The organism is Microcoleus sp. Pol12A5 (assembly GCF_036701435.1).
Lineage (GTDB): Bacteria > Cyanobacteriota > Cyanobacteriia > Cyanobacteriales > Microcoleaceae > Microcoleus.
In genome coordinates this window covers 1-22309 of the sequence record NZ_JAUBQU010000101.1, presented here as the reverse complement: position 1 = coordinate 22309, position 22309 = coordinate 1, and the positions used below count along the sequence as shown (strand labels likewise).

The following is a 22309-nucleotide window of genomic DNA, read 5'->3' as shown; positions in this document are numbered from 1 at the left end:
GCTTACAATTTCTACGGATTGATGAACACTTATGACAATATCGGTCAAGTTTATCAAGAGATGAAGGCTTACGATAAAGCTTTAGAAGCCTATCAAAAAGGGTTGGACGTGGCTAAAAGATTGGGACACAGACAAGAGTATTTTGCTAAGAAAATTCAAAAAGTTAACAAGCAATTGCAAAGGACTTCGTAGTTGTCAGCAGGCAATAATGACAAATTGCAATGTGAGTAATTTAAATGCAGTAAGGTGTGCAACGCACACCCTACAAAACTACTTTTGACAGGTAAGTTTCTCGCGATATAGAATAATATACTACATCGGTTTCGTAATAACGAGCATTTTTTTCATATTTCATGCCAACTTTCTGTATCACCCGCTGCGAGGCGATATTTTCGGGTCGGGCGATCGCAACTATTCTCTCCAAGTTTAATATTTTAAATCCATAATTTAGACTAGCAAAAGATGCTTCTGTAACCAATCCTTGATTCCAATAAACTTTGTCTAGCGCATAGCCCAGCTCTACTTCCGGTGTCTGGTCCAGAAAAGCCAATCCGCAGCGGCCAATCATTTTACGGTCTATTTTATGTACTAAAGCCCACATTCCGAAGTTGTTTTCTTCCCAACGTTTGAGCATGGTATGAATGGCGATTTGTGTTTCTTCTCTACTTTTAACTCCTCTCAAGTATTTCATTATTTCTGCATCACTGTAAATACGGTACAGATCATCTAAGTCGTCTGGCGTAAATTGTCTCAGATACAATCTGGCTGTCTCTATTTCTTGCATAAGTTATAAGCAAAAAGTCTAATACACTTTCCTGGGGACGACGGTTAAATGTAAAATCAATCTCTTCAATGCAGTGAACTGCATTTTGAAAACCCAGCATTTGACACAGTAACTAAAACTCGTGGTCAACTCTATGTCTAAAGGCATAAAGTGGCAAGTAGCGGGTATCCGCTGTCGTAATAAATAGGGGTGACTGAGCGCTGTCTGGTTCGATAATTTGCTGGCTCTGTAGAATATTTCCTAATTTGACTGACTCTATTTGCTACAATTATGAGTTGGATATATTGTACAGCTTTTTTGCTAAAAGCTGAGCGAACTGATATCGCCAGCCCGCCCTACAAGCCGCGCAGCGAAAAAAAGCTCGATATCCTCAGAAAAAGAAAAAGCCGCCGAATTTAGCAGCATAATAGCTTCTGCAATCTAAAATCTAAAATCTAAAATCTAAAATCGGATGACAATTTCCTCACCAGTAGCAGACACCAAAAACAAATCCGGCCAGGAAACAGACTGGCGGTTATTCATGAGGTTGGCATCTTACGCAACCCGCAGCAAACGCTTGCTGATTATTTCGATCGCACTATTAGTACCACTAGCAGTCTCAGGAGCAATTCAACCGATTCTCATCGGACAGGCAATTTCGGTAATTCGCTCGGAACCTACCTACGAATTCTTGCGGGGATTGTCTCTATCTGCTGCCTTGAATATTTTGGCTATTTTGCTCATGCTAACTATAACACTTAGATTAGCACTGCAATCAGTTCAAGGCTATTTAGTCACGAAAGTAGGGCAAATAATTACTACAGATATTAGAAATGATTTGTTCGCCCACGTCACATCGCTAGCAGTGAGATTTTTCGATCGCACTCCTGTCGGTAAATTGATGACTCGCCTCACCAGCGATGTGGAAGCTTTGGGAGAGGTTTTCTCTTCAGGGGCGATCGGCATTGTCAGCGATTTATTTTCCATTTTAGTAATTGCCATTTTCATGTTTACCATGCAGTGGCAACTAGCTTTAATGTTGGTGCTGATGATGATACCAATTACGGCAGTCATAATTTATTTCCAGTACCAATATCGCATAGCAAATTACAATACCAGAGAAGAGCTTTCCGATCTCAACGCCCAACTGCAAGAAAACTTGACTGGTATTGGTGTAGTGCAGCTATTCCGCCGCGAAAGATTCAACTCAGAATTGTTTCGCGTCACCAATAAACGCTATATTAAAGCAGTTGATAAAACTATATTTTACGACTCAGCCGTATCTGCGACATTAGAATGGATTGCTTTAGTAGCGATCGCAGCCGTTTTGTGGATGGGGGGTCAAAGGGTTTTAGCCGGTAATCTTAACTTCGGTACTCTCTCGGCATTCATTTTATTTGCTCAGCGTCTATTCGATCCGCTGCGGCAATTTGCTGAGAAATTCACTGCAATTCAAGCCGGATTTACCGCTGTCGAACGCATTAGCGATATTCTCAACGAACCGATCGAAATTAAAGATCCAACTAGCGGCAAGAAGGAAGAGGGAAGAGGGAAGAGGGAAGAAGGAAGAGGGAAGAGGGAAGAGGGAAGAAGGGCAGGTTATTCACCGTTGTTGATAACTGGACATCCAGAGGCAACTGCTTACAACTTGTCTCCATTCGATCGAGAATTGGCAGATCATCATCAAAATCCAGCAAGTTCAGAATATCGTTTATTGCCTAACAATCCCAACCCCCCGAAGCTTCGTGGAGGAGAAAATGCCAAATCGCAGAATTATGAATCTGGAGAAATCCAATTTGACAACGTGTGGTTTGCTTACAAACAAGACGAATATGTCCTGCAAAACCTCAATTTCACCATCAAATCCGGCGAAAAAGTAGCATTAGTTGGCCCTACCGGTGCAGGCAAAAGTTCGATTATCCGTCTCCTGTGCCGCCTTTACGAACCTAGCCGAGGACGGATTCTGGTTAATAATGTGGATATTCGGGATTTGCCTCAAGCAGAGTTACGGAGGCACATAGGCGTAATTATCCAAGATGGCTTTCTATTTGCTGGTGACGTGAAGAGCAATATCAGCCTGGGAGAAAGTTACTCGATTGAGGAAATTCAAGCAGCAGCAGAAAAGACAAATGTTGCCCGGTTGATCGAACAGTTGCCTCAAGGTTATGACACGCAATTGCGGGAACGGGGAACCAATCTTTCGGGTGGACAAAAGCAATTATTAGCGTTTGCTCGCGCCGCCATTCGCAATCCCAGTATCTTAGTGCTCGACGAGGCCACTGCTAGTTTGGATGTGGGAACAGAAGCTTTAATTCAAGAAGCTCTAGAGCGTTTAATGGCGGACAGAACGGCGATAATTATTGCCCACAGGCTCTCGACTATCCGAAATGTCGATCGCATTTTAGTGCTCAAACGCGGGCAGTTAGTAGAGTCTGGCAGCCACGAAGAATTGTTGCAGCAAGAAGGGTTGTATGCCAGTTTGTACAAGTTGCAAATGCTGGGAAGTTAATATCTGAAGGAAGAACGAAGAGGGACAATTTTCGGAATACCCAGATACATGACTTGACGGGGTAAGAACCCCGTCAAGTTTCCTACTCAACCTTTGTTTGCACTTTTTATCTGCGATTCACTTCACGTTAAGCTGAGGAGTCCGATCGCCTAGCCCCATCGCCAATCCCGCCACGTCAGATGCCAGCATCCCACTCAGGAAGGCCCCAAACGCTGTCACCCCCACATTGACTGCATCCAGCGATTGCATCGGGAAAGCGCTGCTGTAGAGAAAGCCTCCAGCAATCCCACCCGCTAGGCCAGAGACTCGGAAGGAAATTTCTCGGAAGGGATCGGGAGGAGGAGGGGGAGGAGGAAACCGCCACCAGGGACCCCTTGGAATTGTTCCGCACCATCCGGCGATCGCCCAAGCAATTAATAAAGCTGTATTCATTTGCTTTTATGTCGATACGTTAGCTTTATTGTGGCGATCGGAGTGAGCGATCGACCAGTCGCTTTTTTGAGTGACACTTATTTGAGCGACAGCCTTCTGTGCAACCACAGCAGACCTAGCATACATTCAATTAAATTTGTCCTCCAATCTAAAATCGCCAATCTAAAATTGATTCACTTGCCTGAAATCATTTTCCCCAGGGTTTCCGGAAGATGAATTATGTGTTGGAAAAGCTGGTTGGGCCCGATGCCAAACAATAACTGCATCGCCAGCACAATTGCTGCTAAAGCAATCGCTGTCCCGATGCTGGCTTTCAACACTTTAAACGCCCAATTAAAGACTAGCCAAGATACAAGTAACGCAGCAATTAAGATAATTAGTTCTATTGGCATATAACATTTGCAACTCTATTTAAACTCTACATAACTTACGGATTAATACCATATAAACTAGGTCTTCAATCTGTATTCAAAGCTCAAATCCAGTATTTGCGAAAAAACCGAGTTTCTGTGTCCACGACTAATTTACTTCTTACTTTAAGCAATACTGCCGCGCTTCCGTGTTTCCTTATAAGAAATTCCCACATTTTTTAAGCCGGCTTTAATCATTTGCTGCTCTAACAAAGCGAAAAAGCGACTTCGATCGCCCCCCGTGACTACCGCTTGATTGTGAGCTTCTGCTAGCGTCACCGGATAGCCGCCGCCTTTGTGTACTTGAGCCAGCATCATTCCTAATGCTAAATCTAGCTGTGCTGTATCTTGTGCTACCCATTCTGGCACTTCTATTCTAGCAATTTCTGTACCAACGTGAACGTAACAGAAATAGACGGAATTAAGGCCGTACAAATCTAAAATTCGAGCTTGGGATTTCCACAAAGGGCTTCTTTGTCCGGGTGACAGGATTGTTGCCCACAATATGGCATCCCGCAAAGGTTCAAATTCTTGACAAGGTGCTTTTTCGGCGAAAGACATTGTGGCGGCAAATCCGACGTTCGGGCAATTTGTCATGCAGTCTGGTACTTCGTGGGTGCAAGCTTCAAACCGCAAAAAAGATAAACTTTCGCTGCTGCGAGAAGCGCTTAAGTATCCTAACAGCGGAATTCCTGCTAAACGCAACTTGTCCCAAGCTTCTAAAATTGGCAGCAAAATTTGATCGCGCGCATCGGTGGGTAACTGTTCCAAAAACCAATAAATCAGGGAACCGTCTACCATTGCTAAAGCTGGCGCGGGCAATTTATTGTCGTTAACCTTTGCCCAATTGCATCCCATTTCTGCTAAGGCAATTGCTTCGGAAACTGCTCGCCGGTATCCCATCCATTCTTCGGTTCTAATTCCCCACTGCCGCGAACCGTACAAGTCTTCGGGTTTGTAGAAAACCTCGGGTACGCTGTCTAAAACTGGGTGGCGGCTTTGTCCGTAGTGCAGCATGACTGTGCCGACGTTTAGCAGGTAGCAGTAGGCTATTTCGTGATGGTTGGGGGAAATTTGCGAGCCGTCTGTGGCAAAGACTGTGTGAGCAGCGGGGGGTGCGGTGATGTAGGTGCGATCGTCTAAGGGCTCGATCGGCGTGGCAGCATTGAATAAAGTGCGATCGCGCCAATTCTCTTGCAATTCCACCAATTTTTCCTGTTCGCCTGCCGCCTTTACCAGCAAATTCTGAGCCACTTCCAAACGCTGGCGAGCGGCCTGAGCTTCCACATTCAAATGTTGGCTCATTCCCTGCATTGCCTTGGCTGCTTTAGTTAAATCGAGCATGGGTTTTAAGTCTCAATATTAGAAAGCTTTCAAGCTGAGAAATTATCAAAACACTTTTCATCTTTTTGGTTACGAAGCTTGGTTTTTGTCATGCACGCAGTTCGATCGACTAAAACACTTCGTGTGCGCCCGCATAAATAGTAAAATAACCTGGTTTTTGAGGTCAAGATTACCTGCAATAGTCTATGAAAAAAAACATTTTTTTGTCGATAGCCTTGCTTTTTTGAGGAGTTTCTGTTATATTTATCTTATAATCGGATGGTGGCAAAAATATTATTTTTGCCACCATCCGATTATATTAAAATACCATGCCTACTCCACAAAAGTCAACAAAAAAGATGTAAAATTTTGTGGTTTTTTGACTTTGAAAAGCGAAAAAAACCACAAGTGTAAATAAATTTAAAATTAACATTCGAGCGGCAGCCAATCGGCAAAATCTCCAGCAAACTGGGACAGAGAAAGCAATTGAACTGGTGGATTTTGAGCCACAGATTCCCGTTCGGGCAAAGTATTGTAACCCCAATCAGCCAAAAATAACCTCACCTGAGATAAATCCGGCTGCTGCTTCACCGACAGCAAAGTTTTTAACCTATCTTCCACAAACCAGATAGTCGAGTCTTTGCCAGACGCTGCCAAAAATTCCCGCAAAATTTGGTGTTTAGGCTTGTTGTATTCCTTACCAAAAATTAACTCGGACGGCATTTGTACCCCTGCTAGCTGCAAAAGTTCCCGCACAAAACGACCTTCCTTCGTAGTGACAATCGCCACTTTCACCGAACTATCCTGCAACGAGTGCAAGCGATCGGCAACCCCTGGATAAAAGCGGTGCAAAGACAGCCACCCAGCTAAATCCTCAGCAATCCAATTATCGCGCAATCCGTCTAACATAGCACCGACAGACTGCGCTTTTAAATTATTTTCGGTCAACAAATACGGTACTATATTGGGCCAATCTAGCAAAATTTGCTCTGGGGAAATTCCTGTCAGTAGTGCGCGGATCAGCAGCGGCATTTCCCAACCAGTTTCAATGGCGGGCCGCACTCGGTAAAAACTCAAAGCTAAATCTGAATCGGGTAATGTTTCGACTGGTTTCCAGATTTGACAGTAGGTACGCCAAGCTGTTTGGAAATATTCGATTAGTCCGTCACAAATCACACCGTCAAAATCAAGAGCTAGAATTGTCGGAAAGTTATTAGCCATCAATCGATTTTAGATTTTGGATTTTGGATTTTGGATTGAAGAATTGAAGGATTTGAGAATTGAACAAAGCGATATCACTGATGAATCTGGGGACTGGTTATCGGATACTATTTTTTGATGGTGCCAGGATAAAGACGGGGGCTTGTACCCTGGCTGCTTTCGGTTACTGGATTGAAGAATTGAAAAATTGACTGTGCAAACACTCAGCAATGATTGGTGAACAGTCGTTATTAAAAAGACTGAACTAGCGGTTGAGTGGCAATCGATTCTAGTCCTTGGGACTGCAACAATTGCGTCCATTCGGTCGTCAGCCGCGAATCATCGGGTGCGAGGCGCCGCATTTCGGCTAGAGTAGCAAGAGTCTCGTACCAAATCCCATTTTTAGCATAAGCAATCACCTTAGCCATAGGGTCGGGATTTGCCAAATCCTTCTTGAGATTTGCCTGGGGTTCAATTCGCTGCATCCATCCTTTAACAATATAATCTCCAGAACGCTCCAGAGGATCGCAGGCTAGTGCAAACGACCACACATATCGCTTACCAACCTCAATATTTTTTGTCTGATCTTTCTCAGAAAGGCTAACTCCCACAATTCCGGCTTTGTCATTTTTGATAGTAGTTTCGTAGACTACTTCTGATTCATCTGCGTTTAGCAAAACAAACTCTACTTGAGCTGCGGGTTGAGAAACATATACAAAAAATGTTGGCGATTCTGTTAGCGTTAAACCAATATTGCTTTCAGGTATTAAGGGAGTAATGAATAAACCATCCCGTAACTTACAGCCTCGATGCGTCCCCCCTTGCCGGTTGTCGGGGGCTGTTACATCTGGGGGTGTGAAATTAACATTCTGACTCAGCAGAATGGGTGCAGGCACAGCCTGCATCGGTGTAAGCAAACTGGGGAGAGTAACGGCGATCGCCAATACAGTCATCGCCAGTGCAGTAAAATGTATAAAACGTTTCATTTTTCCACCCACTTGTAGAAATATTTATAGATCGCATCTCTAATGTTAACCCGGAGTTTTAGCCCCGGGCGCGATCGAGTAAATGGGTCAATTTTCACATCGCCATCGGCAGACCGACAAAACTTCAAGAAATATCGAGATTTAAAGAGGCGCAACCAGTGGTTGAGCTGCAACTGATTCGAGTCCTTGGGACTGCAATAATTGCGTCCACTTGGCTGTCAGCTTCACATCCCCCGGCGTCTGACGCCGCATTTGGGCTAAAGTAGCGAGAGTTTCGTACCAAATCCCATTTTGAGCATAAACGTTGAGCCTAGTCATCGGGTCGGGATTTGCCAAATCGCTCTTGAGAGTTGCCTGCGGTTCAATTCGCTGCACGAACCCTTTAACAACTAAATCTCCAGATCGGTCTTCGGGGTCGCAAACGAGCGAAAATGACCACACGTATCGCTTACCAACTTCAAGGGATTTGTTGTTGTCCGTAGCAGGAATGGTAACTCCAACAATCCCAGATTTGTCCAGTTTAAATGTTTTTTCGTAGACCACTTCCTCTTCCTTGTCGTTGAGGACAGTAAACTCTATTTTTGCCGAGGTTTGAGGAACATAGACAAAAATTGTGGGAGACTCTGTTAGGGTTAAACCGATATTAGTTGGAGGCACTAAAGGAGTAATAGATAAACCCGCTGGACAAAGCTTGTTGCCGCGATGTGTACCTCCTTGTCGGTTGGTGGGGGCTGTTACGTCGGGAGGTTTGAAATTAAAATTTTGACTCAGCAGAAGCGGCTGGGATTGTGCGCGCATCGGTGCAAGTGAACTGGGTACGGTAGCTGCGATCGCAGATACGGCGACCGCAAGTGTAGCCCCATGTAGAAAACGTTTCATTTTGTTGTACCTTTCACTATAATTCCAAACACAGGCATTCGCTGATGGCGACAAATATTTTTGAGCTGCTAGTCGAGGGCGCAGATACACAATTTATACCTTGACATATCATCAATAACATTTATTAATTCGAGCGGCAAGGGGATTCTCTGTCGAAAAACTCAGGTTGCCTAAACCGCAAGTATCATTAGATACAGTTGCTCGCCACGTACTGTAAATTTTTGTAACAAAGCGGTCGGAGTTTCCGAGTGTTCTAAGATGGAGGAAGTCTCCAGCAGGGGGGAAATGTGAAACAACTGCTGTTCCAGAAACGAGTCAAACTTTTATGCTGGGATAATGAGTAAAATATCTAATAAAATTCGATCGGCAGCGACTCAATTGAGTCAAATGTATAAACCATCACTAGCATTGGCTAAGTCTGTATTAATTGCCAGCGCGGCAGTAACATTATCCTTGATGGGAGCCCGACAACTAGGAATACTCGAACCATTAGAATTAAGCGCTTACGACCAAATGGTGAGGTGGCGTCCCGAAGAACAGCCAGACTCGCGTTTGCTAGTTGTGGGGATTACCGAAGCAGACATTCAGAAACTGAAACAGTGGCCGATATCCGATCGCAAAATAGCTGAAACATTACAAAAACTTGACAAAATGCAGCCGGCAGTCATCGGTTTAGATGTACTGCGAGACGTACCTTTAGGAGACGGGCGCGAGGAATTAACCAAAATTTTACAAAAAAGCGATCGAATTATCGGGGTATGTTTAGTCACCGACGGCAGCCCGGACAATCCCGGTTCTCCGCCTGCGCCGGGGCTACCGCAAAACCGGGTGGGATTTGCAGATTTCGGAGTCGATCCGGGTGGCATACTCCGCAGGGCATTATTATTTATGAAACCCCCGACAATTAAGGGCAACTCCTCGGCCCAAAAACATCTTTGCAATGACGACTCTCAAGTTTTAGCTTCCTTCAACCTCCAGCTAGCACTCCGCTACCTGCAAGGGCAAAAAATCTCTCCTCAACTTGCGCCCGATCAATCTTTATGGCTGGGAAAAACCCAATTAAAACAACTAGCAAGCAATGACGGAGGATACACAAATACCGATGTCAGGGGATATCAAATATTAATTAACTATCGTTCCAGGCGGCAAGTTGCCAACCAAGTCAGAATTACGGATGTTTTAGAGGGGAAAGTTGACCCAAATTTAGTTAAAGATAAAATAGTACTCATCGGTTATACCACAGAAACCGTTAAAGATTTCTTTTATACTCCTTACAGTGGGGGACAGCAAAGCAATCAATTCATGCCGGGGATCGTGGCACACGCACAAGTAGTCAGCCAAATTTTGAGTGCAGTTTTAGACAACAGACCGATGTTATGGTTTTGGCCGGAATGGGCCGAAATCCTATGGATTTCGGGATGGTCAATTGTGGGAGGAACGTTGGCATCGCGGATGGCTCACCCAGCGAAGTTGACGGTGACATTCGCAGCATTGCTGTCCGGGTGTTGCGCGATCGGCTTTGGGATTTTTCTGTTGGGAGGGTGGGTGCCTGTGGCAGCGCCAGCCTTAGCATTAATCTTAACTGGGGGTAGCATTGTATCAGCAGAGAGATTTAATAAAGCCGGATACGGGAAAGCAATTAGCGATCGAGTAAAACAAGTCTTCAAAATCGAAATAGACCAAGCCAAAAAAGAACAGCAAGTCGCAGAAATCACAGAATCTGATTTCTTTAAAGAATTGCAGCAAAAGAAAGATAAACTGAGAATTAGCAAACAAGAAACCTCTGAAAAAGTACCTTCCGAACCCCAAGAAATAACTGCAAGTACCGCAGACCTTCCCAAGGTCGAAAGTCAGACAGACGACTACTTAGCTCAATTGCAGGAAAAAGCCAAACTGCAGAAGCAGCGCGCCCCTGTGACTGAATCGGAAAGCAGCTCACCGACGGGTGCGTGCGAGGCGGGTGGCGGTGCTATTTCAGCCGAAACCAAACCCCATGACGAGTTCAGCGATTTGCAAGCCAAAGCCAAACAGATGCGGCACCGCAGGGGCGCAGAAAAGAGGATAAAAGATGAAAAAATTGATAGTTTAGCAGACAAGGAGGATTTGGGGGGCAAGGAAGAATGACAGAGAACTCGACTGCATAGAGAATTGCATCATAATAGGTTCTCGCCGTTTCTTACCCTCATACGCAGATCATGTCCAAAATCATCTCTGTCCACTCTTACCGGGGCGGAACTGGCAAATCGAACACGACAGCAAACTTGGCATCTATTATCGCTCGTGGCGGAAATCGGGTCGCCATTGTGGACACCGACATTCAATCGCCCGGGATTCACGTGCTGTTCGGTTTCAGCGAGAGCAACATGGCTCGCTGCCTGAACGATTACCTGTGGGGCCGGTGTCCGATCGCCGATACGGCCTACAATGTGAGTTCGCTGCTGCCAAAATTAGCCAGTAACGGCAACCTCTACCTGATTCCTTCGAGCATTAAAGCAGGGGAGATAGCGCGAGTTTTGCGCGAAGGCTACGATGTGGGACTGCTTACCGACGGCTTTCAAGAACTGATCGAGTTTCTGGAATTAGACTACCTATTTATCGACACCCACCCGGGGCTCAACGAAGAAACCCTCCTCAGCATCACCATTTCCGACATCCTGCTGCTGATTCTGCGTCCGGATCAGCAAGATTTTCAGGGAACGGCTGTCACGGTAGATGTGGCCCGCAAATTAGAAGTTCCCAAGATTTTGATGACGATCAATAAAGCCCCAGAATCCCTGGATTTCGAGGATTTGAAGCAGCAAGTAGAGAGTATTTACAACATCCCAGTGGCAGGGGTACTGCCCCACAGCGACAAGATGATGCTGCTCGCCAGCAAGGGAGTGTTTGCGCTGCACTTCCCTAACGACCCTCTAACTAAGGTTGTGGAAGGGATTGCGAAACAGATTGTGGGATAATTGGTGCAGCGAATGCCGATCGCCCGCCCAGGAGTGAGTTTCGATCTCAATTCCTGCGGAGCGATGTCCTTCTGTCTATTCGGCTGCCAGCAGAGGAACTTTCTCAGCGACAATATTTGGTTAAAGAGTCAGGAGAATGGCCACAAAATGAGATACAAATAGATTATGAGAATTTGTTAAAAAACTTTAGGAGGAGAACTCATGGATTTTGACTTCCGCATACTAATAGTATTGATGCCCGTATTGTTGGCGGGCGGCTGGGCTGCCTACAACGTCGGCGCTATAGCTCTCAAACAAGTGCAGAAATTGTTGAACAAGCAAGCTTAAACTCAGCCTTTTTTCAGGTAATCCCGCAGCCGACTGTTTTTTTAGATACAAAACAGTCGGCTGATTTGTGCATTGGCTCTGCTTAAGTGATGGCTGATTTTGGGCGGGCAATTTACGACTGCAGAGAGATGGGGCGACATCCAAAGAAAAGTTAGATTTAAAAATTAAGCAGAAACTGATTACGCTCCAGCAAAATATTTTGTTGCAGCAAACGAGCCTGGGTAAAAAAACTTAGCTGTGAAAGCAGGGCGATCGTGTAACTCCAGATTTTGATGTTTTGAACTCTACTCATAACTTCTGAGTAGAGTTCCATAAAAATACTGGGTAAGCACGTTATCGCAGAAAATATGAGACAATCACAAAAGTATTTGCCCTAACAATCGCCCTAAAAACTACGAAGTTTAACTGATAGGGAAGATAGGTCAAATTGTCAATGTTAAATTCCTATATCTTTAGATAGATTATGCTTTTTCCCCGATCGAGCGGCATTCTACTCCATCCCACATCCTTTCCCAGTCGATTTGGCATTGGAGACATGGGAATAGAAGCATATCGCTTTATTGACTTTTTAGTAGAGAGCGACCAGCAATACTGGCAGGTATTGCCGCTGGGGCCGACAGGATACGGAAATTCTCCTTATTCGTGCTATTCAGCAATGGCGGGAAATCCCCTGCTGATCAACCCAGAACTGCTGCGGGACGAACAATTGCTCACAGATGAAGATTTCGCTAATTTACCTGAATTTCCGCTCGATTATGTAGACTTCGAGCGGGCGATCGCCTTGAAAGTGCCTTTGCTCAAAAAAGCTTGCGAAAATTTCAAAGCCAAAGCATCTCCTATCCAGCAAAAAGAATTCTCAGCTTTTTGCGAAAGCAAAGAGAATTGGCTGGAAGATTACGCCTTATTTATGGCACTAAAAGATCACTTTGGCGGTGTTAGCTGGAACAATTGGGAAACAGAAATTGCCCGTCGAAAACCAGAGTCGGTAGAGAAGTGGCGTCAGCAGCTAAATGCTGAGATTTATTACTACAAATACGTTCAGTTTGAGTTTTTTCGCCAGTGGACGGAGTTGAAACGCTATGCTAACCTGCGGGACATTAAAATTATTGGCGACATTCCGATTTATGTAGCTCACGACAGCGCGGATGTGTGGTCTCATCCAGAAACATTCTGCTTGGATGAAGCCACCGGAGAAGCAGCTTTAATGGCAGGAGTTCCCCCAGATTACTTCAGCAATACAGGTCAATTGTGGGGCAACCCCGTATACAATTGGGAGAAGTTGCAAGCAAATAATTTCGAGTGGTGGGTGGAGCGTTTTGAAGCGATTTTCGCTTATGTAGACGTGACTCGTATCGACCACTTTCGAGGATTTGAGGCTTACTGGGCGGTGAAGCGCGGACAAGAAACTGCGATCGAGGGAGAGTGGATTAAAGCGCCGGGAATAGCTTTGTTGGATCTAATTAATGAGAAGTTTGGCAACTTGCCGATTATCGCTGAAGATTTAGGGGTAATTACTCCTGAAGTGGAAGCTTTGCGCGATCGATACGAGTTTCCAGGAATGAAGATTTTGCAGTTTGCTTTCGGCGCGGGCCCTGGCGATCCTTTTTTGCCTTTCAACTACGAGCGCAACTCCGTAGTTTACACGGGTACCCACGACAATGACACGACTGTCGGCTGGTTCAATCAACTGCAAAACTACGAAAGAGATGAGGTTTTGCGTTATTTAGGCTGCATAGATCCCCAAGGAATTCACTGGTCTTTAATCCGCATGGGCTGGATTTCTATTGCTAATTTGGCAATTGTTCCGTATCAAGATTTGTTGGGTTTGGGTACAGACGCGCGGATGAATTTTCCGGGGAAAGCAGAAGGAAATTGGGGCTGGCGATATCGACCAGAAGCTTTGAATTGGGAAGTGCGCGATCGGCTCAAAACTATGACTTACATCTCCGGGCGCGCTCCTAATAAACATTGATAATGGAGAAGGGGTAGTTGGTAATGGGTAAGGGGTAATGGGTAAGAAGTCAATAAAGACCGACATTCTAATTAAAATCTGTGGACTGCCCGCTATTACCTATTTATTACCCATTAACAATTACCAATTAACACTCAACCTTCATTCTTGGGCGGTGCTGAAGGATTGAGTTCCTTTGCTTTAAAAACAACTTCTTTGGCGACTCCAGGATCTCCGAGTGGTTCGGCTTGTCCGTTATTAACGGCAACCATTACCCCGCCGGCGTTACCTGCTACCACTACCAATTGCTTTTGAGCCCCCCAGGTGCGAACAGTCCCTGAAGGCAAAGTTCCCTCAAACTCTGTTTTACCATCGACTTCAACCTGCATCCACGATTCTGCTTTAAAAGTGACGTTAACAATCACTGGTTTATTGCCAGATTTATCTAAACGCTGACCTGTTCTTACTGCTTCGACAGCCTCGTAACTATCCGGTTTCTGATTTTGTGAGGCTCTCGATGCCTCAGCAGCTAAACGGGCTTGTTCTTGCTGCCCAAGCGCTAGTTCTTCGGCTCCCGCACCGTTTTTTGCGGTAACAGAACCGCTCATCAACTGAGATAAGACATTGACCGAACAGATAATTAGAAATGTGTAAAAGAGGTAGAGGTGCATCGGTCGCAACTGAGGCCCATCTTGCCAGGATAGCTTGGTTCTCGATCTGGGCGGCGGTTCGATCGGGAAAAAGTCGGCAAACTGAGTTCCGTCCAAACCCATTGCTTCAGCGTAGCGCTTGATCAAACCCTGAGTGTAGACGGGTTCGGGAAGTTGGTCGAGTTGACCGTCCTCAATGGCTTGCAGCAGATTCCGCCGAATCATTGTTACCACGGCTACTTTGTCCAAACAAATCGAGTGCTGTTCGCGGTACTGGCGGAGTTGAGCCCCAATTTCCGCTAGCTTCTTCTGAGCTGGTTCTGGCTCTTGGGAGTATAGTTTATTCTTAGTTGTTTTGAAGAATAAAAACAATAAATTCTTTGTCATATGCTGTGCTCCTGGGAATTTACTGGCACGCTTATTGATGTTAGGTTGACTAGATTCCATAAATAAATAATTTCCGCATCTTCTAGGGGTCGGCAGCAGCCTGGTGGCAATATTGGCGAACCGGGCCGCTGCAATTGAATCGGGCCGATGGCTGTGCGGTGCAGGCGCACCACGGGATATCCCAACTGTTCGGCAGTTCGCCGAATCTGTCGGTTTCTGCCTTCTGATAGAATGACTTCTAACAGAGTTTGGTCTTGCGCGCGATCGATAACTTTTACTTTCGCGGGCAAAGTTTTTCTGCCGGACAAGATGATGCCCTGACGCCACGTTTGTAGTATGCGTTCCGGGGGATCGCCCCGTACCCAAACCTGATAAGTTTTGGCGATCGAGTGACGCGGATGGGTCAAACAAAATGTCAGCTTACCATCATTGGTGAGCAAGAGGGCGCCGGTGGAATCTGCATCTAAGCGTCCTACGGGGTGGATGCCTTGACCGGAGCGCAGTTGTGGTGGCAGCAAGTCGAGAACTTTCGATCGGGCTCTTGGATCGCTGCAAGTAGAAACTACGCCTGCCGGTTTGTTGAGCAACAGATAGACCTTTGCGGGTCGATCCGTTGGTTGCACCGGGACTCCATCGACTTGGATGAGATCGCGATCGGGATTCGCTTTTTCTCCTAAGCGAACAATATTGCCATTAACTCGGACTCGTCCAGCTACAATCATCTGTTCTGCAAGACGGCGAGAGGCAATGCCCCACTGGGCGAGGATTTTTTGCAGCCTTTCATCAGACATGACGGGAGTGTGGAAATCCCCAACGAGCCAGCGGTGGGGAGGAAACACGACACGGTTAATTGATTAACCGTACTAGCAATGCTCAATTCCTGGTTGGGAATAAATTATAATGCTGACCAATTATTACAGGACGCCCGGCAAGAGTGCAGATTGTCCTTGTGCCCGGTGCAGATTGTCCTGATGGCATTACCCTGAATGCTGTGCAAAAACTACGACGAAAAGACTCGCTGCAGGCACAGGTTTGCACCGTTGGTTTGCGGCTGGTTTGAAAGGTGTGGGTCTGACCCGACCATAAACCAACACTACCATAAATCCCGTACTGCTGGTTAAATTTATACGCTCGATCGCGAATTTTTCATCGGGATCGCACAACTCGTGAACTACCCAAAGATCCCAAGGGGGGAAAGGTGAGAATTTTTGTGCTTCTGGCGTTGCTGATGCCAGATTTCTGCTTGATTTTAGAGTTGATCTGACTTGTATTCATCAACCCGGTTTCTAAGGAAAATCAGAGGTTGACAGCGGTCTATCTGTTCATAAACCGGGTTTTTGAGGCCGGATGTGCCTGTTCTAGTTAAATTTCTGTGCTTGAATATTAAGGTTTATATTCTGAAATTGTTTATGACTGTCGATCGAAACTCTATTCAATTTGACAATAGAGATGCCGCTGCTGGCTCTGGTGAGACTGTTAATCTCGGCGAGGAGCCGGGGAGACCTTCGCCCAGTCAAGGCAGCCGGATCGCAAGCGCAGTGCTGTCTCCGGCGGTGCAGTTGTGGCTGCGATCGCAAGTTCAGCAGGTGGACGAGTTGAAGGTAAAAATTGAGGGGAGCGATCGACAAATCTTCGGCGGTGCGATCCCCAAAGTCACGGCTGCCGCTCGCGGTGCTGTGTATAAAGGATTACACCTAACTGAAGTTGCCATAGAGGGCTGTGGCATTCGCATCAACCTCGGTCAAGCTCTCAAAGGCCAACCCCTGCGCCTCCTGGAATCCGTTCCCGTGGCAGGCGTTTTGAGGCTTAGTCAGGCGGATTTGAATGCGTCGCTGAAAGCGCCTTTGCTTGCTGATGCTTTGAACGAATTTTTGCTGCCTATGCTGCCGCTGACAGATAGGGAAAAGTCGCTGAAGTTGCAAAATTCGCAGATTATAATTGAGGCGGGTTTGTTGACGCTTTCTGCGACAATTTTGCGCGCTGGCGGTAGGCAAATTCCTTTGGTATTGCGGACGGGTTTGCGGATAGCCAGGGGTCGCGAATTGATGTTTGAATCACCAGAAATCGAAATGGATGGAGAATTAAAGAGCAGTGATTTCAATGGTTTTAAAATTGATTTTGGGCCGGAAGTTGAGATAGAAGAGTTGATCTTGAGTCCGGGGGAAATTGTTTGTCGGGGAGGAATTAGAGTTTTGCCTTAGTTAATTAACAGTTGACAGTTGACAGTTGACTTTAACCTGCGTCCTCGGCAAAGCCTGGGAATATATACCGAATTCCTAATTCCCCATGCCCAATTCCCCATGCCCAATTCCCAATTACCGATTAATTAAAAAAGAGTCGATCGCGGGCAACAGTAAAGTGACAAAATAGTAGACTAAGGGCGCGGTAAAAACATAACTGTCGGTGCGATCGAGAATGCCGCCGTGACCGGGGATCAACTGCCCCGAATCCTTAACGCCGGCGTCTCGCTTCATCATCGACTCAGTTAAATCTCCCAACAGGCTAGCAACCCCAATCAACAGACCAAAACCAGCCCCTGTATACGGCCACCCCGGCCAGTGTAAATACCAAGACCCAGCGACGGCCACGGCGATGCTGCCGCAAACTCCAAATACAGCACCTTCAACGGTCTTTTTGGGGCTGATGTGGGATAGGCTAGTCCGCCCGAAGAATTTGCCGACAAAATAAGCCCCAATGTCAGCGGCCCAGATGCAGAAGAAAGCCAGCAGCAGCGAAGTCAATCCTAAAGATATGTGGCTCGAAGTTGTCCAAGACGGGGACGGGTAAATGTTAACAGGCAAATTGCTTGCTACTGCTTGCGAAAGTTGTGTTGTAGCAAGATTGCCTGGGTCGAGGCCGACTCGCAGGCGTACCCAATAGCTGGGCAAATAACCGCCGTAGAACAATCCTAAAACTGAGGAGGCAATATCGGCGATCGTCGATAATTTAGGTTGGAATAACAGGTAGAAACAGATTAAGGTTCCCGCTAAGGGGAACATGGCGTCTACGAGTTGCGGTGCTAGGGCAGCAGTAATTAACAGGCCTTGACTGACGGCTAAGGTAGTTTTGGCAGCGGGTGCAATGCCTTTAGCCCTGGCTAATTGAAAATATTCCAATTGGCCTAGGTAGACGATGACTCCAAAGCCGATGGTGAAGTACCATCCCCCCATAATAATCATTCCCAAAGCAAGGGCGATCGCAACTATTCCACTGAGGATACGAGACCAAGGCATAAATGAATTTCTCTTGCAGACGGCGGGGGGTGATTCGATTTTGGATGTTGGATGTTGGATGTTGGATGTTGGATGTTGGATTTTTCTAGAGCACGAGTTTCTCCCTTGCACAGCTAACCCTCATCCCCGATCAGTCATCCAATATCTCAAGTCAGGCAGTCAATCCAGCTATGGTCGCCCCTATTATTAAGTATGAAGGTTAAGTGAACTTAAAAAAGATTAAGAATTACATAATTAATTAGTGTATCCCTGTCAAATTCTTGTCATGCCTTCTTCTTCCTTCTAATCCAGCTTTTCGCCGCTGAGAATAAATATGGGATTGACGGCGGCAAAGGTTTGACTCAAGCCGCGAGTCTCCAAGCGGTTGACGGCGGACTGGACTACCTCGACGTTGCGGACTTGCAACTCGGCGAATCCTTCGGAAAGGGCGTAAAGATTCTCTAAATTGCCTGCTGTGGCTACAACTCGACCTTGAGGTTGCAAGTACCCCCAGACTTCTTGGAGAATAGCTTTAATGGGGCGGCCTCCTTCGATGCAGACTCGGTGGGGGGGATTGGAGAGATTTTTGAGGCATTCCGGGGCACTGCCTTCTATGACTTCTACGTTGTCGAGTTCGAATCGATCGCAATTTCTGCGAATCAAGCTTGCTACTTCTTCGTCCCTTTCGACGGCGATAATGCGACCTTTGGGACACAGCAAACCTGTTTCTACGGCGATCGTACCAGTACCTGCACCGATGTCCCACACGACTGAATCTGCTTGCAGCCGCAGGTGGGAGATTAACAGCAGTCGGACTTCTCGCTTACTCATGGGAATTCCCGGTAAACGTTCAAATAAGTCATCCGGGATGCCTGGAGTGACGTAGGGCCAAAGCATAGTTATATTTTTGATTTTTGATTTTTGATTGAAGCAAGACCGAAGTTGGAACTCGCGGAAGAAGTAGAAATTCTCCCCATTTCCCCCAAGCCTTTATATTTACTGTCGCACAACCTTGAGAGTTTGGAGGTCAGGAGCGCTACAACCTGTGATTTTTCCGCCGGCGGCAAGGATTTGTTGCAGGTAGTCAACGGCTTCTGGGGTAATGATTTCACCCGGCATCAGGACTGGTATTCCTGGGGGATAGGGACAGATGAGTTCGGCGCACAGGCGATCGACTGCTTTGTCTGCAGGTACTGTTTCCGCTGGGAAAAAGAAGGCCTCGCGGGGGGAGAGGAGAGGAGGAGAGGGGGAGAGTGGGAGAGGGGGAGAGTGGGCAAATCTTCCATCGGACATCGGACTACTTCTCTCGGACTTCTTCTTTCGGACTTCTTCCTTCTTCCTGACATCCGTGACATCTTGTACAGTGCTCGTTGCCGAACTTCCTTCTTCCTTCTTCCTTCTTCCTTCTAAAAAAGTACAAGCTTTAACTAAATTGTCAATATCTGATTCTGTATTTCCCAAGCTGATAATAAATGTTAAATGTCGGGGCATGGGAAGTTCTGCGGTGACGCCGAGTTGAGAGTGCAGAATATCATCGGCGGCAAATCCTGTAATTCCTAAATCGGATACTTTTACTGTTAGCCTGGTGCGGTCTAATGCTGCAAAACCCGGTGTATTTAACGGTTCTAAAACTGATAATCCGGGAATTTGACTAATGCGAGATCGCGCTTTTTCTGCTAGCTGTAAAGTTTGCGCCATTAACTCTTTGCCGTGGAGTGCGATTTGTTGGCGGGCGGCGTCTAGGGATGCTAATAATAAGTAACTCGGACTGGTAGATTGTACTAACTGCAATGCTTTATTTAATTTTTGGATATCTATGCGATCGCCCTTGACGTGCAGCATCGATGCTTGTGTCATTGCACCGAGGGTTTTGTGGATTGATTGTACTGTTAAATCGGCATCGGCTGATAGTGCCGGTTCTGGCAAGTTTGGATGAAAGTTAAAGTGCGCGCCATGGGCTTCGTCTACTAATAACGGTATGTTGTATTGATGGGTAATTTGGGCGATCGTCCGCAAATCCCCGCAGACGCCGTGATAGGTTGGGTAAACCATCATTACTGCTTTGGCGTCGGGATGTTGTTCTAATGCTGCGGCTGTGGCTTCTGGGGTGATGCTGTTGGCAATATCCCAATCGGGGTTGTACTCTGGATTGACAAAAATTGGAATTGCGCCGGATAAAATTAAACCAGAAATCGCCGATGAGTGGATATTTCGAGGTAGGATAATTTTCTCGCTAGGGCCGCAAGTCGCTAAGATGGCCGCGATAATTCCGCAAGTCGAACCGTTGGCCAAAAACCGAGTTGATTGGGCTCCAAATGCTTCGGCAGCCAAGTATTGAGCTTCGGCAATTGCACTTTCTGGGTTAAAGAGATTGTCTAATTCCGGCAATTCGGGCAAATCCGATCTAAATACTGCCGCACCGAATAAGTCAATTAGGGGTTGAGAGATTCCTTGTCCGCGTTTATGTCCGGGGGCGTAGAATGGGGCGTGTGGGTGATTTATGCGATCGCGCAAGGCATCTAATAGAGGCGTTTGTTGTTGAGAGTTTGCTGCTGACACGCTTAATCCTGATTTGATTATTTAGAATTATAGCAACCGCCGAGGTTTCACCGGACGTTATTAATTGCTGAAACCGTTGCTGGAAATTTTGCGATCGCATCGACTGCTACCTTTTTCCTTGCAATCGCCAACAAGCAACACTGTCTCAATTTCAAAATTCTCTAAAATGAATGAATATGGACTGTTTAAATATGATACTCAAACATTTGAAAATCTTGGCTACTGCTTTACTTATGGTTTGTTTAGGGGCTGTGGTTTCAGTTACAGCACAAAATTCTACCACAGTCTGTAGCTTTTTTTCAGGGAAGACCGGCTTTCGAGTCAATACAACCTGTTCGATAATATCGGCTGCTTTTTTTACTCCGCCCGATCGCCCTATCGCGTCTTGGAGGGCGATCGGCCTTTGTTTGTAAGACTCTTGGGTTAGGACTTTCCCAATGGGCGATCGAATGTAAACTAACCCTTGGGTGGGGTGATGACCTAAACTTTTGGCTAGGTAAAAAACCGATCGATTGTATAGTTTTCCAAATCCGGGTTCAGCGAATACAATAAATCATTAATAAACAGAAACTTTTAGCGGTAAATCTATGAAGAGATACCCTAATTCTACAACATTTATTGTCAAGAGTTATTGGAGATAGTAATTTGTGACTTACGATGTTATTCATCGAAAAATTTTGATGTTATCGGCCAACCCTAAAAGAACAACTCCTTTGCGCTTGGATGAAGAAGTGCGAGAAATCAAAGAAGGATTAAAGCGCACTCTAGGGATTTATTTTTGATTGAATCCGCAGAAGCCACGCGATACAGAGATATTCGGAGAGCAATTTTAGACCACAAGCCGAATATTGTTCATTTTAGCGGACATGGAGCGGGAGAAAATGGTTTGGTTTTTGAAGATGACACCGGATGTCAAAAGTTAGTTGATACTGAAGCCCTAGCAGGACTTTTTCAATTGTTTTCTGCACAGGTTGAATGTGTTGTACTTAACGCTTGTCACTCAAAGTACCAAGCTCAAGAAATAGCCAAACACATTAATTGTGTGATTGGCATGAGTCAGGCTATTGATGATAGGGCAGCGATTGAATTGTCAGTGGCGTTTTATGATGCTTTAGGAGCAGGGCAAACCTATGATTTTGCTTATCAGTTAGGATGCAATGCAATTACGATCGCGGGAATACCTCAAGAATTTATTCCTCGATGGTATGCTGAAAAAAATGAAAACTCCGCTCCAAAAACTGCTACTTTTATACCACCCAAGGAGTCTTATTCAAATATGTCTAATCAAAGAGATAAAAAAATGACAGGCGGACGTAACATCAAGATGGGAAGTGGTGATTACCGCGAGACATCGGTTAACGACCAAGGCAGTTATGTTGAAGGAAATTACTACAATAATTCAGCCGAAAAACAAAATCTTGCTGAAGCTGCTAATGAAATTCAACAACTGCTGGAACAACTCAGCAAAAATAACCGCACTGATACGATGACTGGAAAGATGAAAGTTGCAGGAGAAGCGATCGAGCAAATTGAAAGTAACCCTGCGTTGATGAATCGCTGACGGGGTGACAACCCCGTCAAAGAGTAGATATAATCAAGGTTCTAGCCCTTATCCCCTTCTGAAAAAATGGTCGCTTATTACTTCTAATCCTCATTAATTCAGTTACTAAATCTTGGCAAACTTCACTTACTGTCACCCAACATTCACCATATAAACCTATCCAAAAGTTGCTATGACGACGTACCGAGCGCCCTAATTTCTGCACC

The 22309-nt window shown here is 45.8% G+C and carries 22 protein-coding genes and 1 pseudogene; 9 read left to right on the top strand and 14 right to left on the bottom strand.

Features of this window, described 5'->3' with window-relative positions; all coding sequences use genetic code 11:
* A partial coding sequence (locus tag QUA45_RS21910) for a tetratricopeptide repeat protein (protein WP_333222100.1) occupies positions 1-192 on the top strand: 192 nt, incomplete at its 5' end.
* 70 nt (positions 193-262) lie between these two features.
* Here the strand turns inward: QUA45_RS21910 and QUA45_RS21905 are convergent.
* Positions 263-784, bottom strand: a complete 522-nt coding sequence (locus QUA45_RS21905) for a GNAT family N-acetyltransferase (protein ID WP_333222099.1) — start codon at positions 782-784, stop codon at positions 263-265.
* A 451-nt stretch (positions 785-1235) separates the two neighbouring features.
* On the opposite strand from QUA45_RS21905, the gene QUA45_RS21900 reads away from it, so the two are divergent.
* Positions 1236-3272, top strand: a complete 2037-nt coding sequence (locus tag QUA45_RS21900) for an ABC transporter ATP-binding protein (RefSeq protein ID WP_333222098.1) — start codon at positions 1236-1238, stop codon at positions 3270-3272.
* Positions 3273-3389: 117 nt separating this feature from the next.
* Here QUA45_RS21900 and QUA45_RS21895 read toward each other — a convergent pair whose 3' ends face one another.
* The 6 genes from QUA45_RS21895 to QUA45_RS21870 all read right to left on the bottom strand — a co-directional run bounded on the left by QUA45_RS21895 (position 3390) and on the right by QUA45_RS21870 (position 8502).
* A complete protein-coding gene (locus tag QUA45_RS21895; RefSeq protein WP_333099991.1) occupies positions 3390-3704 on the bottom strand; it encodes a hypothetical protein in 315 nt (104 codons plus the stop codon).
* 173 nt (positions 3705-3877) lie between these two features.
* Complete coding sequence (locus tag QUA45_RS21890; RefSeq protein WP_333068674.1) at positions 3878-4096, bottom strand: hypothetical protein; 219 nt, start codon at positions 4094-4096, stop codon at positions 3878-3880.
* Positions 4097-4240: 144 nt separating this feature from the next.
* Entirely contained in the window at positions 4241-5458 is a 1218-nt protein-coding gene (locus tag QUA45_RS21885) for a DNA double-strand break repair nuclease NurA (RefSeq protein WP_333099990.1), read from the bottom strand.
* A gap of 405 nt (positions 5459-5863) precedes the next feature.
* Positions 5864-6658 (bottom strand): HAD hydrolase-like protein, encoded by a 795-nt coding sequence (locus QUA45_RS21880; RefSeq protein WP_333099988.1) that lies wholly within the window; start codon positions 6656-6658, stop codon positions 5864-5866.
* Between the two features lie 230 nt (positions 6659-6888).
* Positions 6889-7623, bottom strand: a complete 735-nt coding sequence (locus tag QUA45_RS21875) for a DUF928 domain-containing protein (protein WP_333099987.1) — start codon at positions 7621-7623, stop codon at positions 6889-6891.
* 141 nt (positions 7624-7764) lie between these two features.
* Positions 7765-8502 (bottom strand): DUF928 domain-containing protein, encoded by a 738-nt coding sequence (locus tag QUA45_RS21870; RefSeq protein WP_333099986.1) that lies wholly within the window; start codon positions 8500-8502, stop codon positions 7765-7767.
* 336 nt (positions 8503-8838) lie between these two features.
* On the opposite strand from QUA45_RS21870, the gene QUA45_RS21865 reads away from it, so the two are divergent.
* From QUA45_RS21865 to QUA45_RS21855, 3 genes are all read left to right on the top strand, one after another.
* On the top strand, positions 8839-10626 hold the full coding sequence (locus QUA45_RS21865; RefSeq protein WP_333222097.1) for a CHASE2 domain-containing protein: 1788 nt from the start codon (positions 8839-8841) through the stop codon (positions 10624-10626).
* Between the two features lie 71 nt (positions 10627-10697).
* The gene (locus tag QUA45_RS21860) at positions 10698-11456 is read left to right on the top strand and encodes a MinD/ParA family protein (protein WP_333099982.1); all 759 of its coding nucleotides are present in this window, start codon (positions 10698-10700) and stop codon (positions 11454-11456) included.
* Between the two features lie 201 nt (positions 11457-11657).
* Entirely contained in the window at positions 11658-11783 is a 126-nt protein-coding gene (locus QUA45_RS21855; protein WP_333053037.1) for a photosystem II protein Y, read from the top strand.
* 157 nt (positions 11784-11940) lie between these two features.
* Here QUA45_RS21855 and QUA45_RS21850 read toward each other — a convergent pair whose 3' ends face one another.
* Positions 11941-12075, bottom strand: coding sequence for a hypothetical protein (locus QUA45_RS21850; RefSeq protein ID WP_333222096.1), 135 nt, complete (start codon positions 12073-12075; stop codon positions 11941-11943).
* 171 nt (positions 12076-12246) lie between these two features.
* Between QUA45_RS21850 and malQ the strand changes: the two genes are divergently transcribed.
* Positions 12247-13755, top strand: a complete 1509-nt coding sequence (gene malQ, locus QUA45_RS21845; protein WP_333099980.1) for a 4-alpha-glucanotransferase — start codon at positions 12247-12249, stop codon at positions 13753-13755.
* 134 nt (positions 13756-13889) lie between these two features.
* On the opposite strand, the gene QUA45_RS21840 is transcribed toward malQ, so the two are convergent.
* Both QUA45_RS21840 and QUA45_RS21835 read right to left on the bottom strand, forming a co-directional pair.
* Positions 13890-14771, bottom strand: a complete 882-nt coding sequence (locus QUA45_RS21840; RefSeq protein ID WP_333099978.1) for a RodZ domain-containing protein — start codon at positions 14769-14771, stop codon at positions 13890-13892.
* On the bottom strand, positions 14768-15562 hold the full coding sequence (locus QUA45_RS21835; protein ID WP_333100021.1) for a pseudouridine synthase: 795 nt from the start codon (positions 15560-15562) through the stop codon (positions 14768-14770). Before QUA45_RS21835 ends, QUA45_RS21840 begins: the two co-directional genes overlap by 4 nt.
* A 618-nt stretch (positions 15563-16180) precedes the next feature.
* On the opposite strand from QUA45_RS21835, the gene QUA45_RS21830 reads away from it, so the two are divergent.
* Positions 16181-16972, top strand: a complete 792-nt coding sequence (locus QUA45_RS21830; protein WP_333099976.1) for a DUF2993 domain-containing protein — start codon at positions 16181-16183, stop codon at positions 16970-16972.
* Positions 16973-17086: 114 nt separating this feature from the next.
* On the opposite strand, the gene QUA45_RS21825 is transcribed toward QUA45_RS21830, so the two are convergent.
* The 3 genes from QUA45_RS21825 to QUA45_RS21815 form a co-directional block, all read right to left on the bottom strand.
* Positions 17087-18004, bottom strand: coding sequence for a phosphatidate cytidylyltransferase (locus tag QUA45_RS21825; protein WP_333222095.1), 918 nt, complete (start codon positions 18002-18004; stop codon positions 17087-17089).
* 282 nt (positions 18005-18286) lie between these two features.
* Positions 18287-18880, bottom strand: a complete 594-nt coding sequence (cbiT, locus tag QUA45_RS21820) for a precorrin-6Y C5,15-methyltransferase subunit CbiT (protein ID WP_333099972.1) — start codon at positions 18878-18880, stop codon at positions 18287-18289.
* A gap of 99 nt (positions 18881-18979) precedes the next feature.
* A complete protein-coding gene (locus QUA45_RS21815; protein WP_333099971.1) occupies positions 18980-20542 on the bottom strand; it encodes an aminotransferase class I/II-fold pyridoxal phosphate-dependent enzyme in 1563 nt (520 codons plus the stop codon).
* 647 nt (positions 20543-21189) lie between these two features.
* Between QUA45_RS21815 and QUA45_RS21810 the strand changes: the two genes are divergently transcribed.
* Positions 21190-21324, top strand: coding sequence for a hypothetical protein (locus QUA45_RS21810; RefSeq protein ID WP_333222094.1), 135 nt, complete (start codon positions 21190-21192; stop codon positions 21322-21324).
* Positions 21321-22103: a CHAT domain-containing protein gene (locus QUA45_RS21805; protein WP_333222093.1), complete on the top strand. Its 783-nt coding sequence runs from the start codon at positions 21321-21323 to the stop codon at positions 22101-22103. The genes QUA45_RS21810 and QUA45_RS21805 overlap by 4 nt, the downstream gene beginning before the upstream one ends.
* 16 nt (positions 22104-22119) lie before the next feature.
* On the opposite strand, the pseudogene QUA45_RS21800 reads toward QUA45_RS21805, so the two are convergent.
* Positions 22120-22309 (bottom strand): annotated as a pseudogene (locus tag QUA45_RS21800) (IS4 family transposase); the annotation flags it as partial.

What these genes read in the sequence shown, in the direction of transcription:
- QUA45_RS21905 (WP_333222099.1), bottom strand. Translation starts at nt 784, where the DNA reads ATGCAAGAAATAGAGACAGCCAGATTGTATCTGAGACAATTTACGCCA.
- QUA45_RS21900 (WP_333222098.1), top strand. Translation starts at nt 1,236, where the DNA reads ATGACAATTTCCTCACCAGTAGCAGACACCAAAAACAAATCCGGCCAG.
- QUA45_RS21895 (WP_333099991.1), bottom strand. Translation starts at nt 3,704, where the DNA reads ATGAATACAGCTTTATTAATTGCTTGGGCGATCGCCGGATGGTGCGGA.
- QUA45_RS21890 (WP_333068674.1), bottom strand. Translation starts at nt 4,096, where the DNA reads ATGCCAATAGAACTAATTATCTTAATTGCTGCGTTACTTGTATCTTGG.
- QUA45_RS21885 (WP_333099990.1), bottom strand. Translation starts at nt 5,458, where the DNA reads ATGCTCGATTTAACTAAAGCAGCCAAGGCAATGCAGGGAATGAGCCAA.
- QUA45_RS21880 (WP_333099988.1), bottom strand. Translation starts at nt 6,658, where the DNA reads ATGGCTAATAACTTTCCGACAATTCTAGCTCTTGATTTTGACGGTGTG.
- QUA45_RS21875 (WP_333099987.1), bottom strand. Translation starts at nt 7,623, where the DNA reads ATGAAACGTTTTATACATTTTACTGCACTGGCGATGACTGTATTGGCG.
- QUA45_RS21870 (WP_333099986.1), bottom strand. Translation starts at nt 8,502, where the DNA reads ATGAAACGTTTTCTACATGGGGCTACACTTGCGGTCGCCGTATCTGCG.
- QUA45_RS21865 (WP_333222097.1), top strand. Translation starts at nt 8,839, where the DNA reads ATGAGTAAAATATCTAATAAAATTCGATCGGCAGCGACTCAATTGAGT.
- QUA45_RS21860 (WP_333099982.1), top strand. Translation starts at nt 10,698, where the DNA reads ATGTCCAAAATCATCTCTGTCCACTCTTACCGGGGCGGAACTGGCAAA.
- QUA45_RS21855 (WP_333053037.1), top strand. Translation starts at nt 11,658, where the DNA reads ATGGATTTTGACTTCCGCATACTAATAGTATTGATGCCCGTATTGTTG.
- QUA45_RS21850 (WP_333222096.1), bottom strand. Translation starts at nt 12,075, where the DNA reads ATGAGTAGAGTTCAAAACATCAAAATCTGGAGTTACACGATCGCCCTG.
- malQ (WP_333099980.1), top strand. Translation starts at nt 12,247, where the DNA reads ATGCTTTTTCCCCGATCGAGCGGCATTCTACTCCATCCCACATCCTTT.
- QUA45_RS21840 (WP_333099978.1), bottom strand. Translation starts at nt 14,771, where the DNA reads ATGACAAAGAATTTATTGTTTTTATTCTTCAAAACAACTAAGAATAAA.
- QUA45_RS21835 (WP_333100021.1), bottom strand. Translation starts at nt 15,562, where the DNA reads ATGTCTGATGAAAGGCTGCAAAAAATCCTCGCCCAGTGGGGCATTGCC.
- QUA45_RS21830 (WP_333099976.1), top strand. Translation starts at nt 16,181, where the DNA reads ATGACTGTCGATCGAAACTCTATTCAATTTGACAATAGAGATGCCGCT.
- QUA45_RS21825 (WP_333222095.1), bottom strand. Translation starts at nt 18,004, where the DNA reads ATGCCTTGGTCTCGTATCCTCAGTGGAATAGTTGCGATCGCCCTTGCT.
- cbiT (WP_333099972.1), bottom strand. Translation starts at nt 18,880, where the DNA reads ATGCTTTGGCCCTACGTCACTCCAGGCATCCCGGATGACTTATTTGAA.